This is a genomic window from Billgrantia sp. C5P2, assembly GCF_051062895.2.
Genome location: NZ_CM128542.1, coordinates 1,351,398 through 1,373,174 on the forward strand (window position 1 = coordinate 1,351,398; position 21,777 = coordinate 1,373,174).

Sequence of the window (21,777 nt, forward strand, 5' to 3'; positions counted from 1 at the left end):
GAGAGGCCGCTTGGGAGGTAACGCAGAGTGGAGACGACGTATGGCTTGGAATGAGCCGGGTGGCGGAAACCAGAACGACCCCTGGAGTGGCGGGGGCCGACGCGGCGGTGGAAACGGCGGCGGCGGTGGCAACCGCGGGGGCAACCAGGGGCCACCCGACCTTGACGAGGCCCTGAAGAAGTTTCAGGACAAGCTCAACAGCATGCTCGGTGGCCGTGGTGGCAAGGGTGGCGGTGGCCGTGGCGGCAAGGGAGGGGGGCGCCCGCGCAACACCTTTGCACTGCCCGGGCTGCTGCTCATCATTGCACTGGGCATTTGGGGGGCGATGGGCTTCTACCTGGTCGACCAGGCCGAACGCGGCGTGGTGCTGCGCTTCGGCGAGTACCAGACCGTGGTGGGCCCCGGTCTGCACTGGAACCCGCCGCTGATAGACGACGTGCGCATGGTCAACGTGACCCGCGTACGCTCGTTGACCCAGACACAGGCGATGCTGACTCGCGACGAGAACATCGTCGAGGTCGAGATCTCGGCCCAGTACCAGGTCAACGACCCGCGGGACTTCGTGCTCAACGTGCGCAACCCGCAGCTTTCCATCGAGAACGCGCTGGATTCCGCATTGCGTCACGTGGTCGGCGGCACCGACATGATCGAGATCCTGACCTCCGGTCGCGAGATCCTCGGCAGCTCCGTGGCGAGCCGCCTGCAGACCTATCTGGACAGCTACGGCACCGGCATTCGTCTGCAGACGATCAACATCGAGTCGACTTCGGCGCCGGCACCCGTCATCGATGCCTTCGACGACGTGATCCGGGCCCGCGAGGATCGCCAGCGGACCATCAACGAAGGTATGGCCTACGCCAATGCCATCATCCCGGCCGCTCAGGGTCAGGCCCAGCGCCTGGTCGAACAGGGCCAGGGCTATCGTGAGTCGGTAGTGGCCGAAGCCCAGGGTCAGGTCAACCGCTTCAACGCGCTATTGGTTCAATACGATAATGCGCCGGAGATCATGCGCGAGCGCCTCTATATCGACGCCATGGCGGACGTCTTCGCCCGTACGCCGAAGGTATTGGTCGACGTGCGCGACGATGCACCGCTGATGTACCTGCCGCTCGACCAGCGGCCCGGAGGAACGGGTGGCGAAGGCGGCGACGAGGCGGCACGCGGCGAAAGCGGTGAGCTCGACCCGCGCGTGCTCGAGCGCCTGCGGACGTCTTCATCGTCGCAGGGCGGTAACACCGGTGGTATCCGCAGGGAGGGCCGCTAAATGGTCAACAACCGTTCCTTGATCATCGTGGGTGGCCTCGCTGCCGTTGCCTGGCTCGCCAGCAACAGCCTCTATGTGGTCGACGAAACCGAGCGAGCCGTCAAGTTGCGCTTCGGTGAAGTCATCGAAGAGAACATCCAGCCCGGGCTGCACTTCAAGGTGCCGATCACCCAGACAGTTCGCAAGTTCGACACTCGGGTGCTGACGCTGGATACCGATACCAGCCGCTACCTGACCCTTGAACAGAAAGCGGTGATCGTCGATTCCTACGTCAAGTGGCAGGTGGTCAATCCCACTCGCTACTACGAGGCCACGGCAGGCGACGAGATGATGGCGATCCGCCTGATTCAGCCGCGGGTCGACGAAAGCCTGCGTAACGAGTTCGGCCGCCTGGATCTGCAGCAGATCATCGCCGAGCGCCGCGACGACCTGATGATCAGGCCGACCCAGGAACTCGATTCGCTGATGCGCGAAGAGCTCGGTGTGTCGATCCTCGATATTCGCGTCAAGCGCATCGACCTGCCCGAGGATGTCTCTTCGGCGGTTTTCGAGCGTATGCGCTCCGAGCGTGAACGCGAGGCGCGAGAGTGGCGCGCCCAGGGTCAGGAAGAGTCCGAGCGCATCCGTGCCAACGCCGACCGTCGTCGCCAGGTGCTGCTGGCCCAGGCCACCGAGCGGGCCGAGACCCTGCGCGGTGAAGGGGATGCCGAAGCGGCGGCGATCTTCTCCGAGGCATACGGCCAGAATGCGGAGTTCTTCTCCTTCTGGCGCAGCCTCAACGCCTATCGCAATAGCTTCGACGGCGAGCGGGACATGCTGGTACTCGACCCGACCAGCGACTTCTTCCGTTACCTGCGAAGCCCGGGCATCCAGAACGGGGAATAAGCCTGGAGGAAGCCGGCCGCAGGAGCGAAGTCGGCTTCCTCGCGTTGGGCGGGCGGGGTTCAACCGGCCGCCAAACGTGATAGAATCCTTGAACCGGGCGTGGCCCGGTTTTTTTGTGGGCCATTTTCGCCATCGAGTCTTTTTTTGCCCGCCCAAATCGCCTTGCAGGATTGACGACATGACCATTGCTGACCGCTGGCTGCTGCCCGACGGCATGGATGAAGTGCTGCCGCCCCAGGCGAGCCGCATGGAGGAGTTGCGCCGGACGCTGCTCGATCTCTACTACCGTTGGGGATACGACCAGGTGATGCCGCCCCCGGTGGAATTCCTCGATTCCCTGTTGACCGGCACCGGCACCGACCTGGACCTGCAGACCTTCAAGCTGACCGACCAGCTCACCGGTCGCCTGATGGGGGTGAGCGCCGATGTGACGCCGCAGGTGGCACGCATGGACGCCCACTCCATGCGCCACCAGGGTCCGGCCAGGCTGTGCTATTGCACCAACGTACTGCGGGCCAAGGCCGACCAGCACCAGGGAGGGCGCAGCCCGGTACAGGTGGGCGTCGAGCTGTTCGGCCATGCCGGCCTGGAAGCGGACCTCGAGATCCTGAGTCTGGCGTTGCTGAGCCTCAAGGCCGCAGGTGCCGGTGAGTTGCATCTGGCGTTGGGCCATATCGGCATCTATCGTAGCCTGGTACAGGCGGCCGCATTGGAACCCGACCAAGAGCGTGCGTTGTTCGAGGCGCTCGAACTCAAGTCGCCGGGGGCCCTGGCCCAACAGGTCGAGGCGAGCGTGTCCGACCCGGCGCTGGCCGATATGTTTCGAGCGCTGGGTCGCCTGCACGGTGGGGCCGAGGTGCTGGACAGTGCGCGTGATACCTTTGCCGATGCCCCAGCAGCCGTGGCCGAGGCCCTGGCGCAGCTCAAGGCGTTGCACCAGGGCGTGGCGGAAGAGCATCCCGAGGTCGAGCTCTACTTCGACCTGGCCGAACTGCGTGGCTACCAATACCACACCGGAATGATGTTCGCGGCTTTCGTGCCGGGCTACGGCCAGGCGCTGGCCAAGGGTGGTCGCTATGACGATACCGGGCGAGCCTTCGGACGAGCACGCCCCGCCACCGGTTTTTCAATGGACCTGAAACTGCTCGCCACGCTGGTACAGAGTGAGCCGGCCCGTGACGGTATCTGGGCGCCCGCTGACGGTGAGGGCGTGACAGAGGCGATCGCATCGCTGCGCGATGGCGGGCACCGTGTGGTACAGGCGCTGCCGGGGCAGGCGACGCCGCCCGAAGCGCACCGCTGCAGCCTGCGGCTGGTTCTGGCCGATGGACGTTGGCAGACGGAAGCACTCTAGGTGTTGGCACGCGCTGACGCCTGACTTGAACGATACCGGCAGCGGGCCGGAAGACGAGCGCGGCCCGCGGGGCCGGATCATCGACGCGCACGTATGCGGCGCCGACACGAGAGACGAGACACAATGGGCAAGAACGTAGTCGTACTGGGTACACAGTGGGGAGACGAAGGCAAGGGCAAGGTCGTCGACCTGTTGACCGAATCCGCAGCGGCGGTGGTGCGCTTCCAGGGCGGCCACAACGCCGGGCATACGCTGGTCATCGATGGCGAGAAGACCGTCCTGCACCTGATTCCCTCCGGTATCCTGCGTAAGGACAAGACCTGCGTCATCGGCAACGGCGTGGTGCTGTCGCCGGAGGCGTTGATCAAGGAGATCCGCGAACTCGAGGACAAGGGCGTGCCGGTGCGTGAGCGCCTGCGGCTCTCTCCGGCCTGCCCGCTGATCCTGCCGTATCACGTGCGCCTCGATCTGGCTCGCGAGAAGGCCCGGGGCGTGGCCAAGATCGGTACCACCGGTCGTGGCATCGGCCCGGCCTACGAAGACAAGGTGGCGCGCCGCGGCCTGCGCCTGGGCGACATGCTCCATCGCGAGCGATTCGCCTCCAAGCTGGGCGAGGTGCTCGACTATCACAACTTCGTGCTGGTCAATTATCACGGCGAGAAGGCGGTGGATTTCCAGCAGATCCTCGATGAGGCCATGGAAATGGCCGAGGAACTGCGCCCGATGGTATGCGATACGGTAAGCCTGGTTCACGAGATGCGTCGCGCCGGGGAAAACATCCTCTTCGAGGGAGCGCAGGGGTCGTTGCTGGATATCGACCACGGCACCTATCCGTTCGTCACCAGCTCCAACACCACGGCGGGGGGAACGGCTACCGGCTCCGGCGTCGGGCCGCTCTATCTCGACTACGTACTCGGCATCACCAAGGCCTATACCACCCGGGTCGGCTCCGGTCCGTTCCCCACCGAGCTTTTCGACGAACATGGTCGCCACCTGGCCGAGCGCGGCCATGAATTCGGCGCCACCACGGGCCGTCCGCGCCGCTGTGGCTGGTTCGATGCCGTGGCCCTGCGTCATGCGGTGCAGATCAACTCGGTCTCGGGTATCTGCCTGACCAAACTCGACGTACTCGACGGACTCGAGAACATCCGGGTCTGCGTGGGCTACCGTAGCAAGGACGGCGACGTGCTCGACAACCCGGTCGACTCCGAAGGCTACGAGGCGGTCGAGCCGCTCTACGAAGACCTGCCGGGCTGGAGCGAATCGACCCTGGGCGCCAAGCGTATCGAGGACCTGCCGGACAATGCCCGTTCCTACATCAGCTTCCTCGAGGAGAAGGTGGGCACTTCGATCGATATTGTCTCGACCGGCCCGGACCGCAACGAAACCATCGTGCTGCGCAATCCGTTCGAGGACTGAGCACGCCCGAGCATGACGAGCAAGATAAAGGCCGGCACGGAGTGCCGGCCTTGTCATATGCGAGGCCTTGTCGAGCCTGCACCAGAACGCCCCGAGGGGCGCCGTTCACTCATCCACCTCCACCTCAGCGGCGGCGGCGAGGGCTTCTTCGTCGGTAAGTAGCTGACGCAGCGTCTCGACGGCCATCTGTCCTTCGCTCTCGAAGACGTCGTCGAGCCATAGCAGCGCCTGTTGCTGGTTGGCGTGCTCCAGTCCACGGGCAGAGAGATAGGCCTGGGCGAGGGAGAGGCGCGCACTGCGATGCCCTTGGCTTGCGGCCTCGTAGAGGTAATTGGCTCCGCGTTCCGGGTCGGCCTCGACGTTCTCGCCACGCAGGTATTCGCGGCCGAGGGAGGCCTGGGCACCCGGATGGCCCTGTTCAGCGGCCTCGAGCAGCAGGGCATGGCCTTCCTCGACGTCTTGGGCAATGGCGCCGTCACCACGCATCAGCGCGAGCCCCAATCCGACGCGCGCGTGGGTGGCGCCGGCATCGCTGGCCTGACGGTACCAGCGTTCGGCCTGTTCGGCGTCCTGCTCCACGCCGTCGCCGTTCTGGTAGGCCTCGCCCAGCAGGAAGGCAGCGTTGGGATCACCCGATTCGGCGGCGGCGGTCAGCAGCTCCATGCCTCGCTCCACATCGCGCTCGACGCCGTCTCCGGTCAGGTAAGCTTCGCCCAGGCTGCTGCGGGCTCCGGCGTGGCCACGGGAAACGGCAGCTTCGAGGTAGTCGATGCCACGCTCGGTGGCGCCCCGGTCGAGGTACATCCGGCCGAGGCTTGCCGCGGCGCCGGCATGGCCCGCCTGATGCGCCTGTCCCAGCCAGTATTCGGCCCGCTCCTGGTCCTGCTGGACGCCCTCACCGCTGAGGAAGGCACGACCGAGGTCGGCCATTGCGCCGGGATGGCCATCCTCCGCAGCGGCCACGAGCGCCTCGATGTTGCCTTGGGCGCCCAGGTCGCGCTGCAAGTAGGTGAGGGCTTCGTCGGCGGATTCGTGCCCTGCCTCCTGAGCCCGGGTCAGCCAGCGGTTGGCCTCGTTCAGGTCGCGCTCGACGCCGCTGCCGTTGCGATAGGCGCGACCGAGAACCACCATGGCATAGGCATCTCCCTGTTCGGCGGCCTGGGTGAGCAGCTGAATACCCTGGGAAGGGTCTTCCGGCAGCGGCCCTTCCAGGTAGGCTTCGCCGAGCAGGGTCATCGCCGTGGTATCGCCGGCCTGGGCGGCCTGGCGCAGCAGCTCCTCGCCGCGGCTGGGTTCGAAAGCGTGACTCTCCTCGTCCAGGTAGGCTTCACCCAGTAGTCGCATCGCCCCCGATTGTCCACGTTCGGCGGCCTGGCGTAACAGCTCCTCGCCCCGTGCGGGATCCTGAGCCACGCCGCGGCCCTTGAGATAGGCCTCGCCGAGTTGCTGGGTCGCCCATGGATGGCCGAGTGCGTGACCGCGTTCGAGATAATCGACGGCAATGTAGGGCTGGCCGGCAATCCGCTCATCATCGAGATAGAGCGAGCCCAGTTGGGCCAGCGCCAGCGGATGGTCCTGTTGGGCCGCCTGTTCGAGCAGGTTCATGCCGCGGGGCAGGTCGTTGAGCCCACCCTCTCCTTCGACGAGCGCGCGGCCGAGTATCACCTGGGCATCCACCGAACCCGCTTCGATCGCTGCTTGCAGCCAGCGCTCGGCGAGTACCGGCTGCGGTCGGCCGACGCTGCCTTCCAGCAGCGCCTCGCCGTAGTACGTCATGGCATCGACGTGCCCATCAGCGGCGGCTTCCTCGAGCAGCTCCATGCCTCCGGCGGTATCGCCGGCCTCGACCATCTCGCGTCCGGCACGAGCCAAGGCGTCGACGTCGCCGGCCTCGGCGGCCTGGCGCAGCCAGCGGACGCGCTGCTCGGGTTGATCGCCGAGCAGTCCCTCTGCCGAGTAGAGCGACGCCAGTTGCAGCATGGCGCCGGTGTCGCCGGTGCTGGCCTGTGTTTCGAGCGTCTCGGCATAGCGCTGGCCGTAGTCCATGACCGCGGCAGGGTCCTCTTCCAGCCAGCCACCGGGGGAGTGCGCTTTGGCCAATGCTTCCAGCGCCTTTGAGTCTCCCTGGGCGGCGGCGCGCTCGTAGAGCTGCTTGGCCATTTCCGGGTCGGCTTCGACATTCTCGCCGCCACTGGCCAACAGCTCGGCCAGCCGGACCTCGGCGTCCTGCTCGATATTCGCTTCCACGGCTTGCTTGAGCAGGTGATAGGCCAGCACATCGTTTTGCGCGACGCCGCGACCTTCCTGATACAGTCGCCCGAGGTGCAGCGAGGCATGGCCGTGTATGGCGGACTGCAGCTCCAGCGCCTTGCCGTAGAGCTCGGCCGCTTTTGCGGGATTCTCTTCGACGCCGATGCCGCGTTCGTAGAGCTTGCCCGCCTCATAGAAAGCCGGCATGACGTTGCGTGCCATCAGTGCGTCGAGTTGCTCCATGGCTTCCTCGTAGCGCTCCTCTTCGATCAGCCGCTGGCTGTAGTCGATGACGTCCCAGTCCCGGCCGGAGATATCGGCGTCGATGACGCCGCCGAACCAGGCTTCATATCCTGCCGGGACGGGCGGGGCATGCCCGCCGGGAGCAGAGCCTCCCGGGGCGGCACAGCCGACAAGCCATGCCGACACGATTAGCGCTGCGGTCATCCGCAGCGAGGGGACGAGTAAAGTCCTGTTCGTTGTCCGTTCCATGTGTTCCCCTCTGTGATGTGTGGTTTTCAGGTCGCTTGCTCAATTGCTCAAGCCGCGGAAGGCTTCGGTGCGTCGCTGCTCCTCGTCCATGTAGACGTGCTGCTGGGCATCGGGATCCATGAAATAGAAGGTGATGAAACCGCCGGCGCTGCGGTTGTAAGTGGGACGCACCCGGGTAATGAAACGGGCCATCTGCGGATGGTCGAAGCGGGCGAGGTAGATATCCATCCAGGTGAAATACTGGGGATCCCGCAGAAACCCGGTGAATTGTTCCAGCGGTGCGTAGTCGCCCAGTGCCTCGGGGTTGTCGAGGATGCGGAACAGGTAATCGACGGCCTCGTGAATGTCATTGCCTTCGTACTCGAGGTCGAAGATGTCGTAGCCCTGGCGCTGAATGACCTGCATGTTGGTGACGAGGTAGTTGAGCGCATAGTTCTGGTAGTGGGTCGCGCGCCGGCCGCGACTCACCTCGAGGGGCAGGGCGCCCTCCTCGGTCATGTCGTGCAGCGCCGAATAGATGGCGCTGACGCCGAAGCGGAACAGGTCGTCGTCCTCCACCAGTACGCCGATCATGCTGGCGTAGAGCGCGCGACGATAGAAATGGTTGTTGCAGCAGCTCTCCTCCTCCTCACCGGGAAACGCCGAGTGCTGCAGAGCAAGACCGTGCAGCCACTGCTCGATCTCGGCGCGCTCCTCCTCGTAGCCATCCACGTAGGGACGCACGATGGAATAGGCCATGGCGGCGGCGAACAGCATCGATTCCGCGGCGAACCAGGCCTGAGGGTCGTTCGGGTCGAAGACGAAGGTGGTCAGCGCCTTGGCCTCGGCCCAGCCGTGCAGGAAGCGTACCAGGCAGTCGGCATAGAAGGTGTCGCCGCTGGCGACGAAGGAGCCGGCCAGTACCGACACGCTGTCCTCGAAAGCGAACAGCGGCTCGGTGGCCAGTTCCCACTCCTCGGGGTTGGGGTAGAAGCCTGGTATGCCCCCGCGTGTGGTGATGGGCTTGAAATTGAGCATCTGACGACAGCTGGGACCGGTCTCGAGTTCGTCTTGCAGCTGCAGCAGGATCGAGTTGTCGGTTTCGTCCAGCAGGGCCATGCGCGCTTCGACATCGAAGTAGCCGGCATCCGTGTCGGTGACGCGGTACTCCGAGAGGTCGAGCTCCATGCGCTCCTCTCGCGAGAGAGTCTCGGTGGCTGCCGCCACGCCGCCTCCCGTCACCATCAGGGCGAGGGAGAGCGTGCACAGCAGTCTCGCGGTAAGTCCTTTTGCTACGGCAAGGGGCATGATCGGCGTCGCTCCATTGGCGCTCGAATGCGGAGTGTCAAGGGTGTGGTGTGAAGAACCGGAAAGCGGCAAAGTCCACGTACTGGTCGCGCGGCGTACGCCATCCTTCGCCGCTACCACCAAAGAAGGTGGAGAACATCAGCCCATCGATGGTGACCGAGGGCGAGGTGCGATAGACGACGTTCTGCTGTTCCAGCACCGGACGTCCGTCGACCCATAGTCGGGCGATGCCGTTCTCCTGGCCGGGGTCGTTGAGCACGATCTCCTGCTCGAGGGTGACCCACTGACCCAGCGGGAAGCGCCAGAAGCCGCGTCCCACCGAATCGCCCTCGAAACCGACCACATAGGGGTAGAGTTCGCCTTCGCCTTCCTCGCGCCACATCAGGCGCATCGAGAAGCCGTTCTTGCCATCGACCTCTTCGCCCCCGGAGGGGGCTTCGCCGCCATAGAGCCCCGGCAGTTTGCCACCGCGTACGAAGTCGAAGTCCGGGGGGAACCGGACCCTGTAACTCAGGCAGGCCCGGTCAGCCCCCTTTATGGAGGGCGGGTCGCTGTAGAAGCCGGCCCCGCCGACCGGTTCCTCCCCGGGTGAGGAGGTGCCGGCGGGGTAGTGCACGCGCAGGCCGGGCTCACCAATCCCGGTCTGTTCGGCGTCAAGGCGTTCCACGTTCTCTTCGGTACCCCAGTGACGCCGGGTATGAAAATTCTGACGTATGGAAGCGTGAGCGCTCGCGGCTTGACGCGGGCGGGGCGTTTCGGCTTGGGCGTAGCGCTGGGAACAGGCTTCCACTTGGGGAATGCCGACGAGGGCATCCTCGGCTTCGTCGGCATGGGTGGCGGAAGCCGGCAGCAATAGTGCGCCAAGCAGCGGCAGGTATAGGCTCGGAGCCCGGCTGGGCTTAGCCTTCATTGGTAACTTCATCGTTGTCCTCCGTGGCGGCGCGATAGATGTCGTCACCGAACTGGATGACCGTTCTTACCCCCTGCCAGATCCGTTCCGAGGCGGCCCCCAGCAGCGGTGCTTCGGTAAAGCGTACGTCCACGGGCTGGCCGACGCTCTCCGCAGGAAGCGGCTCCTCGGGAACCAGGAGTACGCTTGCCACGTTCTGCTGCTGGCGTACCCAACTGGGGAAACCGGCACGTGGCTGACGCTCGACGTCGAGGGCGACGTTGCGTACCCGGGCGCGAATCGGCTGGTTGGCATTGGCCAGGGTCACGTAGGCCTGCTGGTTGGGTTCGATGCGGCTGATGTCGTTCATGTGCACCAGTGCTTCGACCAGCACGTCGTCCTCGTCGGTACGGATCAGCGTCATGATCCGCTCGCTTTCGTTGATGTAGACGCCGTCGGCGCTGCTCAAGGCCCAGGCCACCAGGCAGTCGCAGGGACTGTAGATCTCGTTGCTGGCGGCGCGCGCCTCGAGCGCGGCGATGCGGGAACTCTCGTAGTCGCGAACCGTCTCGAACTGCTCGACCCGTGCCTGGGCGATCTCCGGCGAGACCGATTCGAATGTCATGGTGTCGCCACTGGCCGGCTGTGCCGAGTTGGCCAGGCTGACCTCCTGCATGCCGCCTTCGAGGTGTTCGCGCAGGTTCTCGATCAGGCGGTTGTTATAGTCGAGCGCCGCCTCGGCCAGGATCAGGTCCGATTCCAGCTCGCTGTTGACCACGCTGGTCAGCAGTTGATCGCGCTCGACCTGATCCCCGGCAGTCAGTTCGTGCTCGCCGAGGATGCCCGGACCGGGGGCTCGAATGTCGATGCGCGGCGCGGTGACGGCAGCGAAGCTAGGCTCGATCAGCATGAAATTGCGGTAGGCCGTGGCTGCCCCAACCAGCACCAACAGGCCGATGGCAACGAACAACAGGATGTAGCGTCCCATCGGCTTGGGCGGACGCGCAGGCGGCAAGGGTTTGCTCGCCTGGCGCTTGCGCGGTGTCTGGGGATCTTCACCCGCCATCAGGCCTTCGACGTTGGGCGAGCGTCCGCTGAGGGCGCTGCGGATGATCTGGCGCAGCAGCTCGCGATGCTGCGGTTCGATCTCGGTGATCTCGAAGCTGATGTCGTAGCCGTCTCCGTTCGCCGCGCGGGTCGCGCGTAGGCACTCGGCCTTCAGCGGGACGATCAGTTCGGTGGCGCCGGCCATCATCAGCAGCGAGGCGGATATTTTCTCGCCCGGCTCGAAACGCTGTGAGCTGCGTGCGGAGAAGCCCCCCAGCGAGACATCGTTGCCGCTCAGTTCGGTGTCGCTGTCGGCGAGGTCGACGCGAAACGGAAGGGTAACGCGAATGTAGCCTCGCTCGTCACGGCGCTCGTGCTGCAGCCGGTCACCCTGGGTCAGCCGCACGCTGTCCTGATCGGCATTCCTTGGCTCGGTGTGAGAGTCGGCTTGCCTCGGTCGGTGCCCACCCAGGGTAGGCTCGTGCCGCTGGGAGTCATCATCGAAAAAATTGTCAGCCATCCGTTGGTCGCTCCTTGCGTCAGGGCTGAGTCGCTGCCACGTCGGTCGGGGCATCGGGCTCGACCCTGAGTCGTACGTTGACGAGGGACAGGTTATGTTCGTTCAGGGCCAGTTGGCAGTGCGCATCCACGGTGCACTCGACGGCATCCTGGATGGGGTCGCCATTCGGGCCTTGCACCAGCTCCGCCAAGGCCGGGGAAATCGCCAGGACGGTAGTGTCCTGATTGCCGCGGATCCGCGATTCGTTCGGCAGCGTGTTGCGCTGCAGCGTCTCGAGCAGGCCGCCTTCGAGACGGAAGTAGCCCGGAGGCAGCTGCACCGAGTCGCCGCTCTTGTCTGCCAGGACGGCTCCAAGCCAGCGGTCGATCCGCTCGGGATCCTGATTGCGCTCCCATGTCTGGTCACGCGCAATGTGCAGCGATACCCGGTCCGGCGGTGCCATCACGCCGGTGGCAATAAGCAGGATGAAGAGCAGTACGCCATAAGCAAAGCCATGCAGCACATGGCCCATGCGGCGCTGCCTTCTGGCCGCAACAGGATCGCTCGGCTCGCCTGCGGAGATTCCCTGGCGTGACCATTTCTGGCGGTTGAAGCGGAAGCTGACATAAGTCTTCAGCATCGCGCCCCATACTTGATTGTAGTAAATCAGCGGAACCCACAGCAGGCTGAAGCGTCCTCGCTGCCACGCCAGGATCGAGGTGGCAATGCCGCGGGTGAAGAGTATCCACAGCACGTAGGCGAAGAAGAACGAAGGCCTGACGAACAGCGTCACCAGTGTCACCACCGTGGGTCCGACCAGGGTCGTCCACATGGAGAGACGCTGATCCACCAGGCTCCACCAGGTGAACATGCCCATCGGGCGAGGTCCCAGGCCGATGGCCCGGTTACTGGTACGCAGCATGTTGCCGTACCAGCGGCGCATCAGGTCGGTGGTCGAGGCGAAGAAGCGCCTACGGTCGGGTAGTTCTTCGAACCCGGTGACGAAGACGTCGGGAACGTAGAGCATGCGCCAGCCGTTCTTCAGCAACCAGTACCACGAGGACTTATCGTCGCCCGAGAGGAACTTGAAGTTGCCGAAGCGCCAATGGTCGACGTGGTCGCTCTCGATCAGCTCGATGAAGTCCGGCTGGGTCGCCAGGTCGGCGCGGAAGACGCTGTAGCGGCCGGTCAATACCAGCAGACGTCGCGAGACCGCCATCGAGCTCATCATCAGGTGGCGTTGCGCATAGCGCAGGTCATACCACTCGCGGGTGGCATCGTTGCCGGTCACTTCCGCGCGGTTGTTGGTGGTCAGCGCACCCAGGTCATCCTGAGACTGGAAGAAGCAGAGCGAACGCGACAGCGTACCCGGCTCGAGCCGGATATCGCCGTCCATCGACACCAGCAGCGACCCCGGCGCCGGCAGGCGCCGGGAGATTGCCCGCAGCACTTCGGCCATGGCCGAGCGCTTGCCGTCCCCTTTCTGGAACATGTAGCGCACTTCGACGTTCTTCGGCCAGCCGTGATCGTCCATCACGTGAGTGATGACATCCACATCGGTACGATCCGAGACGGAGGCGAAGATGGTGGTCGGTACGCCGTAGTCGCGAGCCTCGCGAATCAAGGCGTCGTAGACCTGGAAGTTCACCTCCGCCTCGATTCGGAACGAGGTGCAGAGCACGAACAGTTCGGGTGGCTTCTCCTCCTCGCCGATCGCGTCCGCCTCGGCCCGCAACTGCGGAAACACGCGCCGGTTGTACCATACCGAGCGTACGGCCTGGATGGCCCACCAGGAGTAGCGCCAGATGGCGATCCAGCCGATGACGAAGATGAAACTCTCCGACTCGGGCGAGAACACCTCCGAGGGCAACTCGCTGACGATGACCACCATCAAGGCCAGGCCAAACAGGAAGGTGGTGACCTCCGTGACCCGGCTGGCAGTGGAGGGATCTGGGGGAGTAGCGGACATCGGAACTCCTCAGGCCAGTACGGGCCGCACGGAGTCACCTCGGCCGATGCCGTAGTAGGCGAGCCCCGCAGCCTTGACGAACTCGGGTTGGAACAGGTTGCGTCCGTCGACCAGCACCGGCTCCCTGAGCTTGTGGTACAGCTCCTCGAAGTCGACGGTACGGAAGGCCTTCCACTCGGTGCAGATGACCAGAGCGTGGGCTCCCTCCAGGGCGTCGTCACGACGCTCGGTCAGCACCAGGTCGTCGCGTTCACCATAGAGGCGACGACACTCGTCGGCGGCTTCCGGGTCGTACGCTTGAACCCGCGCGCCGGCATCCCACAGGGCTTCCATCAGGGTGCGGCTGGGCGCTTCGCGCATGTCGTCGGTATTGGGCTTGAAGGCCAGCCCCCAGACGGCGATGGTCTTGCCGGCCAACTGGCCGTCGAAGGCCTGGCACAGCTTCTCGAACAGCTTGTTCTTCTGCCGCGCATTGACCCGCTCCACGGCCTTGATCATCTCGGCGGGGTGGCCGATCTCCTCGGCGGTATGGGCCAGCGCCTTGACGTCCTTGGGGAAGCAGGAACCGCCGTAACCGCAGCCGGGGTAGATGAAGCTGTAGCCGATACGCGGGTCGGAGCCGATGCCGTGGCGCACTTCCTCGACATCGGCGCCGAGGCGCTCGGCGAGATTGGCGACTTCGTTGATGAAGCTGATCTTGGTGGCGAGCATTGCGTTGGCGGCGTATTTGGTCAGCTCGGCGCTGCGTATGCCCATGAACATCATCTTGTCGCGCTGACGGTTGTAGGGCCCGTAGCACTCCATCATGGCCTTCTTGACGCGCTCCGAATCGGTGCCGACGATGATGCGTGAGCCACGCGAGAAGTCCTCGATGGCGGCACCTTCCTTGAGGAATTCGGGATTGGAGCAGACGTCGAATTCCAGGTCGAGACCGCGCTTCTCCAACTCGGCGGCCACGGTGCGCTCCACCTTGCTGGCGGTGCCGACGGGCACGGTCGACTTGTCGACGATGATCTTGTAGTCGGTCATGTACTGGCCGACGGTCTCGGCAACCTTCAGTACATACTTGAGGTCGGCGCTGCCATCCTCGTCGGAGGGGGTGCCCACGGCAATGAACTGGAGCAGGCCGAATTCCACGGCCTTGGTGGCATCAGTGGTGAATTCGATGCGTCCTGCGGCCTTGTTCTTGCTGATCAGATCCTCCAGGCCGGGCTCGTAGATGGGGATTTCCCCCTCGTTCAGTCGAGCCACCTTTTCCTCGTCGATGTCCACGCACATGACCTGATGGCCGACATCGGCCAGGCAGGCGCCGGTGACTAGACCCACATAGCCGGAACCGAAGATGGTTATCCTCATGGTCGTCGTCGCTCCTTGCAATTGCGCCCTGTCATCCAAACAACGCCATCGCGCCGGTGTCGGTGGTTGACCGACGTGCGATAGCGAGCAGGGCCGGGTTCATTTAGTTAGCGTGCCATACGGTACGCAACATCCGCGCCAACTAGAGAACACTGTTTTCATTCAGTGATTTGGCAGGGCATGGAGAGGATAGTGATTGAATGGGACGACACAAATTGTCGCCAATAAGAGACATAAGTGAGCCGAAGTGATCTTAGCCTTTTAGATCAAGGGCTTGAACTGTCTCTTGATGGCGACAATGGTAGAGGCGCGAGAGGTAATTTATTGAATTGTTTTGTTTTATTTGGTTAATTGATGATGTGGGTATCCAACGACTCCCTCAGCTCTCAAATGATCTGGCCGCAACGCGGGCTTCCATACGGGACAGGAAGACGCCCATGATGCGTTCGTAGAGCTGGCGCCCCAGAACGGTATCCTCGATGCCGGCGTCCACGTTGGGATTGTCGTTCACCTCGATGACGACCACGCGTTCCCCGGCCTGCTTGAGATCGACGCCGTAGAGCCCATCGCCGATCAGGCGGGTGGCCTTCAGGGCCGCCCGAATCACGGCAGGCGGTACCTCGGCCGGGTCGTGGGTCGTGAAACCGCCGCTCTTCACTCTGGCGCCCGAGTGGTCGTAGATCTGCCAGTGGCCACGCGCCATGTAGTAACGGCTGGCGAACAGCACCTGGCCATCCAGAACGCCGATTCGCCAGTCGTACTCGGTCGGCAGCCACTCCTGCAGCAGCAGCAAGGCGGAATCCTCGAACAAGCGCCGGGTTTCGTGCTCCAGCTGTTCGAACGAGCCAATCTTGACGATCCCGCGCGAGAAAGCGCCGTCGGGAATCTTGAGTACCAGGGGAAAGCTCAACCCGGCGACCCGCTCCGCCAGTGGCCGGCGGTCGCGCCGCTTCAGCAGCACGCCTTCCGGCGCAGGCACGCCGCGGGCACGCAATAACGCGTGCAGGTAGACCTTGTTGGTACAGCGCAGGATGTCACGCGGGGAATCGATCACTACCAGCCCTTCGTGCTCGGCAAGTCGGGCCATGCGATAGGTATGGTGATCCAGTGCCGTCGTCTCGCGGATGAAGAGCCCATCGAATTCGGCGAGCCGCCCCGCATCGCGCCGGGTGATCAGCGAAACGTCGATACCCAGCTTGCGCCCGGCACGAATGAAGGCCTTGAGCGCACTGCGGTTGCTCGGCGGCATGGCTTCCTTGGGGTCGACCAGTATGGCCAGGTCGAAGCGATAGCGACGGCGCGCCTTGGGAGTTCGCCACACCTTGCGCGAGTGCCGGTTGAGCGCGGAGGCGAACAGGTCCTGTTCGTCGGCGTTCAGGTCGCGAAGGTGGATCGGCTTGAGTCGGGCCAGACGCCACAGGTCGTGGCGTCGCACCAGGCGCGCCTCGAGCAGGGGGCAGGGCAGGCGCTCGAAGAGCTTTCGCGCGAGCCGGGCCAGCTCGGGCTCGCGGCATTCACCGAACAGCACGCGCAGGGTCACGCTGTCGCCGGCGAGGCGACCGTGGCGTGCCAGCTCGCCGAGCAAGGGGGCCAGGGTATCCAGTTGCAGGTCGACCAAGGCCTTGCGCGACAGCTCGTTGAGGGTTTCCACGCTGGGCAGAACACGCTGACCACGTGCCTGGGCGAGCAGGGAAACGTAGTAGCCGGTGCCCAGATAGTCGAGTTCACCGCACAGGTTGATCACGTGGGTGCTGCGGTCCTGGTCGGCCGCGCTACGATGGCGCCGATCCAGGGCCAGGAAGTCGTCGGCGCTGATCAGGTCTTCGGAGGGATAGTAGGGCTGCCAGTCTTCCTGTCGGTCGACGACGATACGCAAGGCGCACATGAGCGAGTTCCGTTCGAGTGATACGGGGCGGCAGTGCCGCGATTGCGGCCAGCATGACGCTGCAACTTCCTGTCGACAAGCGCTTCGACAGGTGAAATGATTTCATGATCCCGACGGTCCAAGGCCTGTCGATACGACCCTGTTTTCACTGTATTCCGTGTTGCTACCGCAGCCCCGGAGAGATCCATGACCGTTACTCTGCGCCAGGCCCAACCTCAGGATCTGGACGCACTTTTTCGCCTGGAGCAGGTGGCCTTCAGCGGCGATCGCTTCAGCCGCCGACAGCTCTGGCACCTGTTGAATCGTGCTCATGCCGAGACCCTTGTGGCCGACGATGGGGGACGTCTCGTGGGGTATGGCACCCTGTTGTTCCGTCGAGGCAGTCGTCGTGCCCGGCTCTATTCCTTCTGCGTTCATCCCGAGGCGCGGGGCAGCGGCCTGGGCCGCCAACTGCTCGAGGCGCTGGAGCGGGTCGCCGTACGGCATGATGCCGAGGCGCTGGGTCTGGAGGTGCGGGCCGACAACCGCACCGCTCTCGGGCTCTATCGGCGCATGGGCTTTCGATTGGAGCGCTGGCTCGAGGACTATTATGAGGATGGTTGTGCCGGCTGGCAGATGAATAAGCCGCTCGTGATCCTGGCAGAAGAGAACTCGGCCTAGCCTGGGGGGAGCCACGGGCGCGCAGGGATCGATCCGGGCTGGTAGACTTCCGGCATGATTGGGCAAACAAGGACATCGCCATGCCAACCTTCGACATCGTTTCCGAATACGACAAGCACGAAGCCAGCAACGCCGTCGATCAGGCCAACCGTGAAATCCAGGGGCGCTTCGACTTCAAGGGGGTCAAGGCGAGCTTCGAGCTCAACGGCGACACCGTGCAGCTCGAGGCGGAAGTCGACTTCCAGCTCCAGCAGATGCTCGATGTACTGCGCAATCGCCTCATCGCTCGTGGAATCGACGCGCGTTGCATGGATATCCAGGAACCCGAGCTCTCCGGTGTGCGTGCCCGCCAGGAGGTCAAGCTCAAGCAGGGTTTGGAGCAGAAGGAGGCCAAGGATATCGTCAAGCGCATCAAGGACAGCAAGCTCAAGGTGCAGGCGCAGATTCAGGGCGACAAGGTAAGGGTCACCGGCAAGAAGCGCGACGACCTGCAGGAGGTCATCGCCATGCTGCGCGGCGAAGGCGGCCCCGACCTGGCGCTGCAGTTCGATAACTTCCGCGATTGACATGCCTCGCCTGCCATCGACCCGTCAGTGGTCGATGGCCAAACTTGATCCAGCGCAAAGGGCGCCTCGAGTTCCACTTGAAAACCGTTTCCCTGCCACCAATTCTATTCGTGCTAGCGCAGTGCCGAAAGGCCTGTCCGATGCGTCACGTGTGTTTGTCACGAACAGGAGGTGGCGTATGAATCTGCAAAAGTTCTCACCCTGGAACTGGTTCAAGAGCGAGCGAGGCGACGCTGGTGCGCCGGCACCCATGGAACCTCGACATCGCGAACTCTCGCCGTTGCTCGGCATGCACCAGGAACTCGACCGCTGGATGGACGGCGTCATGCGTCAGTTCGGCATGCCGGCGCTCGAGAGTCGATTCGGCGAGATGGCCAGCCTGCTCAGGCCGCAGCTCGACATTGCCGAACGCGACGATGAGTACCTGGTCAGCGTCGAGGTGCCTGGCGTGGACGAGAAGGACGTCAAGCTTACCTTGGATGGCGACCGCTTGATCATCGAGGGCGAGAAGCGCCAAGAGAGCAGCACCAAGGAGGATCGCTACCAGCGCATCGAGCGCTCCTACGGCAGCTTCCGCCGGGTACTCGATCTGCCCGTCGATGCGCGACCCGACGAGATCAGGGCTTCGTTCGCCAACGGCGTGCTCAAGGTGCACGTACCTCGCAGTGGCGAAGTGAGAGAGAATCGCCGTGAGATTCCTATCCAGTAGATGCTGTCCTGTCACTTCCGCTCGCCCTCGGGCGGGCTTTTCTTTTTCTAACGGTGCCATAGGCATGGCCGATTGGCCTGCGCCGGCGAGATGGGCTTCAATGGAAGCAGCAGGGAAAGCCTATCTCGGAGCTTCATGCATGCACTCGCTTCGTCGTGCCCTTTACATCGTTCTGGCCTGGATCAGCTTCGCGCTCGGTGTCGTCGGCATGTTCGTACCGCTGATGCCGACGACCTGCTTCATGCTGCTGGCCGTATGGGCGGCATCGCGGGGCTCGCCGCGCTTTGCCTTGTGGATTCGCGAGCATCCACGCTTCGGCCCGACCGTGATGGCCTGGGAGGGCGAGCGCGCGATACCGCGTCACGCCAAATGGATCGCCAGCCTGATGCTGGCACTCTCGATCCTGGTGCTGCTGATGACCCTCAGCCTGGTATGGCTGAAGCTGATGCTGGTGGCAGGCCTGGCATTGCTGGGACTCTGGATCGTCACACGACCCGAGCCTGGCAGCACGGCGGCAGTGCGCCTCGTGCGGCGTTGAGGTCAAGCTTCTTTGAGGTTGGGGAGCTCGCGACCGTACAATGGGCATCGATCAAGGACAGGAGTCTTCCCGATGTCTGAACCCAAGCCGACCCATCGTCACGATTACCGGCCGCCCGCCTACCGTGTGACCCATGTCGAGCTGACTTTCGAACTGGACCCCGCCGCGACCAAGGTCAAGGCGAGTTTGCAGATGGAGCGCCACCCGCAAAGTGAGGGCGAGGCGCCTCTCGTACTCGATGGTGAGCAGCTGACCCTCAAGCGTATCGCCATCGATGGCCAGGTGCTCGCCGACGACGAGTACGCTCTCAGTGATGCCGACCTGACCGTGCACAACCCACCCAGGCAGTTTCGCCTGGACACGGAAGTCGAGATCTCTCCCAGCGAGAACACGGCGCTGGAAGGCCTTTATCTTTCCAACGGCATGTATTGCACCCAGTGCGAAGCCGAGGGTTTCCGCCGCATCACCTACTACCCGGACCGCCCGGACGTAATGGCCACCTTCTCCACCACCGTGATCGGCGACCGACAGAGCCTGCCGGTGCTGCTCTCCAACGGCAACACGGTGGAGCGGGGCGAACTGCCCGGTGGGCGCCACTTCGTGACCTGGAACGATCCGTTTCCCAAGCCCAGCTACCTGTTCGCCCTGGTGGCTGGCGACCTGGAGAAGGTCGAGGATCGCTTCACTACAATGAGCGGGCGTGAGGTCACGCTGCAGATCTGGGTCGAGGAGGAGAACCTGGGCAAGACTGACCACGCCATGGCCTCGCTCAAGCGAGCCATGGCGTGGGACGAGGAGACCTACGGCCGCGAATACGATCTCGACCTGTTCATGATCGTGGCAGTCAACGACTTCAATATGGGCGCCATGGAGAACAAGGGGCTCAATATCTTCAACTCGGCGGCGGTGCTGACCCACCCACACACCGCTACCGATGCCGCCTTCCAGCGGGTCGAGGGTATCGTCGCACACGAATATTTCCACAACTGGTCGGGCAACCGCGTGACCTGCCGCGACTGGTTCCAGCTCTCGCTCAAGGAGGGCTTCACCGTCTTCCGTGACCAGTGCTTCTCTGCCGACGTCAACTCGGCGCCGGTCAAGCGCATCGAGGACGTGTCCTTCTTCCGTACCTCGCAGTTCGCCGAAGACGCCGGGCCTACCGCTCATCCGGTACGCCCCGACCATTACATCGAGATCGGCAACTTCTATACCCTGACCATCTACGAGAAGGGCGCCGAGGTGGTACGCATGCTGTGCAACCTGGTGGGTTGGGAAGCCTTCCGCCGCGGCAGCGACCTCTATTTCGAACGTTTCGACGGCCAGGCGGTGACCATCGAGGACTTCGTCGACTGCATGGCCGAGGCGTCGGGGCAGGACCTCTCCCAATTCATGCGCTGGTACTCCCAGGCCGGCACCCCGGAGATCGATGCCTACGGCGAGTATGATTATGCTCACGCCGAGTACCGCCTGACCCTGCGTCAGCGTACCCCGGCCACGCCGGGGCAGCCCGAGAAACAGCCGCTGCACATTCCCGTGCGCATGGGGTTGGTCGGCACCAAGTCCGGCCGCGACCTGGCGCTGCATCTGGACGGTGAGTCGCTGGGCAGCGATGGTGTCATCCACCTGCGCGAAGCAGAGCAGACTTTCGTATTCACCGACGTGCCCGAGGCGCCCGTGCCTTCGCTGCTGCGCGGCTTCTCGGCACCGGTCCAGCTACGTTTTCCCTACAGCCGTGAGGACCTGGCCTTCCTGTTGGCCAACGATTCCGATGGCTTCAACCGCTGGGATGCCGGCCAGCGGTTGGCCATGTTGGCGTTGGACGACCTGATCGCCGCCCATCGCAACGGTGTGGAGAAGGTCATGGACACGCGCCTGGTCGAGGCCTTCCGAGCCCTGCTGGAGCGCGGCAGCGACGACAAGGCAGTGCTGGCCGAGATGCTGACGCTGCCCAGTGAAGCCTATATTGCCGAACAGCAGCCACTGGTGGACGTCGAGGCGATTCATGCCGCACGAGACTTCGTCAAGCAGTCGCTGGCCGCGACCCTGCGCGATGACTTCCTGCGCGTCTACGAAGAGAATCGCAGCGACGAAGCCTATGCGCCGAAGCCCGAGCAGATCGCGCGGCGCAGCCTGAAGAGCGTGGCGCTCTCCTACCTGATGGCGATCGAGGATGAGCAGGCCATCGAGCTCGCTCATCAGCAGTTCGAGGCCGACCACAACATGACCGACGTACGCCATGCGCTGACCCTGCTGACCCACAGCAGTCGCGACGACCTGGCAGGCCCCGCGCTGCGCGCTTTCGGCGAGAAGTGGGCTCACGACTCGCTGGTGATGGACCAGTGGTTTGCCATTCAGGTCACCCGGCCGCAGGCGGACGCCCTGGATCGGGTCAAGCATCTGATGGCGCACCCGGCCTTCTCGCTGAAGAACCCCAACAAGGTGCGCGCGCTGGTCGGCACCTTTGCCAACCAGAACCGCATCAACTTCCATCGGGCCGACGGCGAGGGCTACCGCCTGCTGGCCGACGTGGTGATCGAGCTCAACCGGCTCAACCCGGAAATCGCCGCCCGCCTGGTCACGCCGTTGACTCGCTGGCGGCGCTTCGACGAATCGCGCCAGGAACTGATGAAGGGCGAGCTCGAACGCATCCGCGCCGAGAAGCTCTCGCCGAACGTCTATGAGGTGATCGAAAAGGCCTTGGCGTAACC

Annotated in this window: 16 protein-coding genes; 9 read left to right on the plus strand and 7 right to left on the minus strand. The window is 64.0% G+C overall.

What is annotated here, in order from left to right; translation table 11 throughout:
* The first annotated feature begins 40 nt into the window (after positions 1-40).
* The 4 genes from hflK (at position 41) to ACRWQA_RS06300 (ending at position 4,922) form a co-directional block, all read left to right on the plus strand.
* Positions 41-1,264 carry an FtsH protease activity modulator HflK gene (gene hflK / locus ACRWQA_RS06285; RefSeq protein WP_263580653.1) on the plus strand — a complete coding sequence of 408 codons (1,224 nt, stop codon included), beginning with the start codon at positions 41-43 and terminating at the stop codon, positions 1,262-1,264.
* Positions 1,265-2,149, plus strand: a complete 885-nt coding sequence (hflC, locus tag ACRWQA_RS06290; RefSeq protein ID WP_263580652.1) for a protease modulator HflC — start codon at positions 1,265-1,267, stop codon at positions 2,147-2,149.
* A gap of 178 nt (positions 2,150-2,327) precedes the next feature.
* Positions 2,328-3,503, plus strand: coding sequence for an ATP phosphoribosyltransferase regulatory subunit (locus tag ACRWQA_RS06295; RefSeq protein ID WP_263580651.1), 1,176 nt, complete (start codon positions 2,328-2,330; stop codon positions 3,501-3,503).
* Positions 3,504-3,626: 123 nt separating this feature from the next.
* Positions 3,627-4,922: an adenylosuccinate synthase gene (locus ACRWQA_RS06300; RefSeq protein WP_434228686.1), complete on the plus strand. Its 1,296-nt coding sequence runs from the start codon at positions 3,627-3,629 to the stop codon at positions 4,920-4,922.
* Between the two features lie 105 nt (positions 4,923-5,027).
* On the opposite strand, the gene ACRWQA_RS06305 is transcribed toward ACRWQA_RS06300, so the two are convergent.
* From ACRWQA_RS06305 to ACRWQA_RS06335, 7 genes are all read right to left on the minus strand, one after another.
* A complete protein-coding gene (locus tag ACRWQA_RS06305) occupies positions 5,028-7,601 on the minus strand; it encodes a tetratricopeptide repeat protein (RefSeq protein ID WP_434228684.1) in 2,574 nt (857 codons plus the stop codon).
* Positions 7,602-7,703: 102 nt separating this feature from the next.
* Positions 7,704-8,951, minus strand: a complete 1,248-nt coding sequence (locus ACRWQA_RS06310; protein ID WP_434228681.1) for an alginate lyase family protein — start codon at positions 8,949-8,951, stop codon at positions 7,704-7,706.
* Positions 8,952-8,988: 37 nt separating this feature from the next.
* Positions 8,989-9,861, minus strand: coding sequence for a polysaccharide lyase (locus ACRWQA_RS06315; RefSeq protein WP_434228680.1), 873 nt, complete (start codon positions 9,859-9,861; stop codon positions 8,989-8,991).
* Positions 9,851-11,407, minus strand: coding sequence for a PilZ domain-containing protein (locus ACRWQA_RS06320; RefSeq protein WP_434228678.1), 1,557 nt, complete (start codon positions 11,405-11,407; stop codon positions 9,851-9,853). The genes ACRWQA_RS06315 and ACRWQA_RS06320 overlap by 11 nt, the downstream gene beginning before the upstream one ends.
* 19 nt (positions 11,408-11,426) lie before the next feature.
* Positions 11,427-13,355 carry a glycosyltransferase gene (locus tag ACRWQA_RS06325; protein ID WP_434228677.1) on the minus strand — a complete coding sequence of 643 codons (1,929 nt, stop codon included), beginning with the start codon at positions 13,353-13,355 and terminating at the stop codon, positions 11,427-11,429.
* 9 nt (positions 13,356-13,364) lie between these two features.
* Entirely contained in the window at positions 13,365-14,711 is a 1,347-nt protein-coding gene (locus ACRWQA_RS06330) for a UDP-glucose dehydrogenase family protein (protein WP_434228675.1), read from the minus strand.
* A 379-nt stretch (positions 14,712-15,090) separates the two neighbouring features.
* Positions 15,091-16,596 carry a RimK family ATP-grasp domain-containing protein gene (locus ACRWQA_RS06335; protein WP_263580643.1) on the minus strand — a complete coding sequence of 502 codons (1,506 nt, stop codon included), beginning with the start codon at positions 16,594-16,596 and terminating at the stop codon, positions 15,091-15,093.
* A gap of 186 nt (positions 16,597-16,782) precedes the next feature.
* Here ACRWQA_RS06335 and rimI point away from each other — a divergent pair, with 186 nt between their 5' ends.
* The 5 genes from rimI (at position 16,783) to pepN (ending at position 21,775) form a co-directional block, all read left to right on the plus strand.
* Positions 16,783-17,256: a ribosomal protein S18-alanine N-acetyltransferase gene (gene rimI / locus ACRWQA_RS06340; RefSeq protein ID WP_263580642.1), complete on the plus strand. Its 474-nt coding sequence runs from the start codon at positions 16,783-16,785 to the stop codon at positions 17,254-17,256.
* Positions 17,257-17,336: 80 nt separating this feature from the next.
* A complete protein-coding gene (locus tag ACRWQA_RS06345; protein ID WP_263580641.1) occupies positions 17,337-17,822 on the plus strand; it encodes a YajQ family cyclic di-GMP-binding protein in 486 nt (161 codons plus the stop codon).
* A gap of 178 nt (positions 17,823-18,000) precedes the next feature.
* The gene (locus ACRWQA_RS06350) at positions 18,001-18,531 is read left to right on the plus strand and encodes an Hsp20/alpha crystallin family protein (protein ID WP_434228673.1); all 531 of its coding nucleotides are present in this window, start codon (positions 18,001-18,003) and stop codon (positions 18,529-18,531) included.
* 139 nt (positions 18,532-18,670) lie between these two features.
* The gene (locus ACRWQA_RS06355; protein WP_434228671.1) at positions 18,671-19,069 is read left to right on the plus strand and encodes a YbaN family protein; all 399 of its coding nucleotides are present in this window, start codon (positions 18,671-18,673) and stop codon (positions 19,067-19,069) included.
* Positions 19,070-19,141: 72 nt separating this feature from the next.
* Positions 19,142-21,775, plus strand: a complete 2,634-nt coding sequence (pepN, locus tag ACRWQA_RS06360; RefSeq protein WP_434228669.1) for an aminopeptidase N — start codon at positions 19,142-19,144, stop codon at positions 21,773-21,775.
* The last annotated feature ends 2 nt before the right edge of the window (positions 21,776-21,777 follow it).

Bases quoted from the DNA above. Each gene is read 5' to 3' on its own strand.
- hflK (WP_263580653.1), top strand. From the start codon at position 41: ATGGCTTGGAATGAGCCGGGTGGCGGAAACCAGAACGACCCCTGGAGT.
- hflC (WP_263580652.1), top strand. From the start codon at position 1,265: ATGGTCAACAACCGTTCCTTGATCATCGTGGGTGGCCTCGCTGCCGTT.
- ACRWQA_RS06295 (WP_263580651.1), top strand. From the start codon at position 2,328: ATGACCATTGCTGACCGCTGGCTGCTGCCCGACGGCATGGATGAAGTG.
- ACRWQA_RS06300 (WP_434228686.1), top strand. From the start codon at position 3,627: ATGGGCAAGAACGTAGTCGTACTGGGTACACAGTGGGGAGACGAAGGC.
- ACRWQA_RS06310 (WP_434228681.1), bottom strand. From the start codon at position 8,951: ATGCCCCTTGCCGTAGCAAAAGGACTTACCGCGAGACTGCTGTGCACG.
- ACRWQA_RS06315 (WP_434228680.1), bottom strand. From the start codon at position 9,861: ATGAAGGCTAAGCCCAGCCGGGCTCCGAGCCTATACCTGCCGCTGCTT.
- ACRWQA_RS06320 (WP_434228678.1), bottom strand. From the start codon at position 11,407: ATGGCTGACAATTTTTTCGATGATGACTCCCAGCGGCACGAGCCTACC.
- ACRWQA_RS06325 (WP_434228677.1), bottom strand. From the start codon at position 13,355: ATGTCCGCTACTCCCCCAGATCCCTCCACTGCCAGCCGGGTCACGGAG.
- ACRWQA_RS06330 (WP_434228675.1), bottom strand. From the start codon at position 14,711: ATGAGGATAACCATCTTCGGTTCCGGCTATGTGGGTCTAGTCACCGGC.
- ACRWQA_RS06335 (WP_263580643.1), bottom strand. From the start codon at position 16,596: ATGTGCGCCTTGCGTATCGTCGTCGACCGACAGGAAGACTGGCAGCCC.
- rimI (WP_263580642.1), top strand. From the start codon at position 16,783: ATGACCGTTACTCTGCGCCAGGCCCAACCTCAGGATCTGGACGCACTT.
- ACRWQA_RS06345 (WP_263580641.1), top strand. From the start codon at position 17,337: ATGCCAACCTTCGACATCGTTTCCGAATACGACAAGCACGAAGCCAGC.
- ACRWQA_RS06350 (WP_434228673.1), top strand. From the start codon at position 18,001: ATGAATCTGCAAAAGTTCTCACCCTGGAACTGGTTCAAGAGCGAGCGA.
- ACRWQA_RS06355 (WP_434228671.1), top strand. From the start codon at position 18,671: ATGCACTCGCTTCGTCGTGCCCTTTACATCGTTCTGGCCTGGATCAGC.
- pepN (WP_434228669.1), top strand. From the start codon at position 19,142: ATGTCTGAACCCAAGCCGACCCATCGTCACGATTACCGGCCGCCCGCC.